The sequence below is a fragment of the Arthrobacter sp. UYEF21 genome, from assembly GCF_040546085.1.
Taxonomy (GTDB): domain Bacteria; phylum Actinomycetota; class Actinomycetes; order Actinomycetales; family Micrococcaceae; genus Arthrobacter.
In genome coordinates this window covers 1-2754 of sequence record NZ_JBEPNF010000042.1, presented here as the reverse complement: position 1 = coordinate 2754, position 2754 = coordinate 1, and the positions used below count along the sequence as shown (strand labels likewise).

At 56.2% G+C, this 2754-nt stretch carries 3 protein-coding genes; all 3 read left to right on the top strand.

Features of this window, described 5'->3' with window-relative positions; genetic code table 11:
* Positions 1 to 13: 13 nt before the first annotated feature.
* The 3 genes from ABIB27_RS19210 to ABIB27_RS19200 all read left to right on the top strand — a co-directional run bounded on the left by ABIB27_RS19210 (position 14) and on the right by ABIB27_RS19200 (position 2613).
* Entirely contained in the window at positions 14 to 145 is a 132-nt protein-coding gene (locus tag ABIB27_RS19210; protein WP_354218029.1) for a hypothetical protein, read from the top strand.
* Between the two features lie 200 nt (positions 146 to 345).
* Positions 346 to 1830, top strand: a complete 1485-nt coding sequence (locus ABIB27_RS19205; protein ID WP_354218028.1) for an APC family permease — start codon at positions 346 to 348, stop codon at positions 1828 to 1830.
* Positions 1831 to 1950: 120 nt separating this feature from the next.
* Positions 1951 to 2613 carry a DUF5134 domain-containing protein gene (locus ABIB27_RS19200; RefSeq protein WP_354254692.1) on the top strand — a complete coding sequence of 221 codons (663 nt, stop codon included), beginning with the start codon at positions 1951 to 1953 and terminating at the stop codon, positions 2611 to 2613.
* Positions 2614 to 2754 lie beyond the last annotated feature (141 nt).

Below are 2754 nucleotides of genomic sequence, written 5' to 3'. Positions count from 1 at the left end.
CGAAGACTGGCCCATCATGCCCCGCCAAAACATCGGCTTCATGCTCGAACCCCACGGCTTCTTCGACCAAAACCCCACCCTCAACCTCCCCACCAACGAAAACCGGGAAGAAACAACCAACGGACAGTGCTGCACCACCGACTAACAGTCCATAACTGAGTCCGCGGGAGCGCGGTGATTCGTCACGGCGCTCCCGCGGACTCGCCTCGCCACTAGGGCGAATCCTCTCGGACCTTCCAACGTGCTTTGACGTTCGCGCATCAGGGTCCGTCCCATACTCGCCGGCCGCCAGAGGCGTTCAGGCAGTAAAGATCACACGACGTTCAATCCATCAAAGGAGATGTTATGAGTGAAAAACGTTTGGATGATGTCGATCACCTGAAAAGGTCGATCGACTGGAAACAGGGTATGGCAATTGCATTGGGGGTGCCCTTGCTGATTCTGCCGTCGTTGGGGTATCTCCCGATGTATGTGTCTGGTGCAGCTATTTTGATCTGGGGATTATCGGTCCTTCAGGGTTTCATGCAGAACACCGCGTACGCTGAAATGGCCACCACCTTTCCCAAGGTTTCTGGTGTGCCGGGGTTTGCGCAGCACGTCTTCCGCACTGAGAACTACAAAGGCAAGTACGACAAGGGCAAGCTGCTCGGTGGTTTCACCGCTTGGAGCTATTGGTTTGGCTGGAACCCGATCCTGGCGATCTTTTCCATTTTGGTCGGCGGTTACCTCCATGGGCTTTTTCCGGTTCTGGGTGAAACGTTCACTGAGTATCAACTGTCGTTGATGGCCGGTGGTGTTATTTTCTCGGCATTGTTCGTGGTCAATTGGTTCGGCCTGAAGGAAGGCGCCATTCTGGGTTATGTTCTGGCGGCTATATCTCTGATACCGCTGGTTATCTTGGCCGTGGCCCCTTTTGCTACCGGACACGTCGATCTATCCAATATCACCGGCAGTTGGTGGCCGAGTGACTGGGCTTGGGACCTGCATCATATCCTGATTCTATTTGGCGTCTTTGGAATTGCGCATTGGAGTGCCTGTGCCTGGGAAACGGCAGCCATGTACGGACCTGAGTACAAAAACCCGTCCAAAGATGCCCCTAAGGCTCTGTTTGCCTGCGGCATCATCTGCTTGTTCTTGTTTGTCATGCTGCAATCTTCAGTGATAGGCGTTCTGGGTGTTGAGGGTGTATTGGCAGAACCCGTGTCGCCGTTGATTCCAGTCGCCGAGGCTGTTTTCGGCCAAGCCGGTTCCATGATCACCATCATCTTGTTGATGGCCGCTATGGTCCTGATCATTCAAACGGCTTATCTGGGTTCTTCCCGCGCAATGCACTCCATGGCGATAGAAGGCAACCTTCCTAAATTCTGTGGTCACACTAACAGTCACGGAACTCCGTTTGTTGCCTTGCTGATCATCGCTGCCTTTAACTTTGCGCTGATTTCCATGGGAGACGCCTCGGCGGTCCTTGGTGCGTCGGCGATTGGCTACACCATAGCCCATGGTCTGACCCTGTTTTCTTATGTCAAATCTAAGAATGACCCGGCCTTTGCCGATGTGGAGAGGCCCTTCAAGGCGCCCAAACGTTGGAGGCATGTTGGCCTGGTCTTTGGCCTATTCAATGTGCCGTTGTGTGTTATCGGCGTCGTGTACCTCAACGGTCTGGAAATCGGTTGGGCTCCCACCTGGGTGGCGTTTGGCGTGCTGGGAATCTACATACCCATCTGGCTGTATTCGCAGCATGAGACGAAACGGGCAAAAACCAAGGCAGCTGCTGCTCCCTCTTCAGATCACTACGCCCATGACCGGGACGAGGTCCTGGACCTCACCTAAAAACCCGGCATCTACGCCTCCAGACCTGGAGTTGGAGTTCGAGCATTCCCAGAACGCGGGCCCCGGTGCTGTTGACAGTCGCACCGGGGCCGATCCACTTGACCCACATCGAAGTAGAGCGTGATTCGCGTGTTTAATGTCCCCGCAGTTACCTGGACTCTCACGGCTGTCTTGCTGCTTGGAGCATGCCGTTACCTTCTTCAGGCGGCGAGGTCCCGCCATCTCACGGACCAGGCCAATAAAAGCCTCCATGCCCTCATGAACGTCCTGATGGCTGCCATGCTGTGGAACCTTGTGCCGTCAACCATGCTGGCCCAGATCGCAGTTCTTGCCGGCGCTTCAATGTGGTTTGTGATTCAGGCGGTCGCCCGGCCGGCGTTCAAAATACTCTGTGCCGGCAGCCAAGGCCGGCTGAAATGCGTTTATCACAGCCTCACCATGGCCGGCGCGGCTCTCATGATTGGGATGATGGGTCATGCCGCCACCATCGGGCACGAAATTGCTCCGGCAGCGTCATCCTCGCACGCCCACCACTCAGGAGCACCGGCAGCCCCAAGCACGGCCCCACCGGGGTTAGTTCAAGCATCTGACCTGGCCATGCCACTGACGGTATTCTTCGCAGCCGCGGCAGTGGTGTTCCTTATCCTTCTGCTGCGTGGCAGGGTAGCAAAACCCGCTGCCCGCGACCATGCGGCGCCAAGACACTCCTTCCGCGCCGAACACGGGCACGAAGCCCTGGGCGCTGCTGTCATGGCCCTGATGTTTGCCACCATGGCGGCATAAACAGACCTTTGCGCTTATGGACGCGATGGAGGGGAAGCCGTCCTGTCTTAGCCTTGATCCACCGATGAGGTTGGGATCGGGTCCGGCGTTTTAAACACGAAATGCCCGTCTTTTGGGGGAAAATATGGCTTACCACAGTCA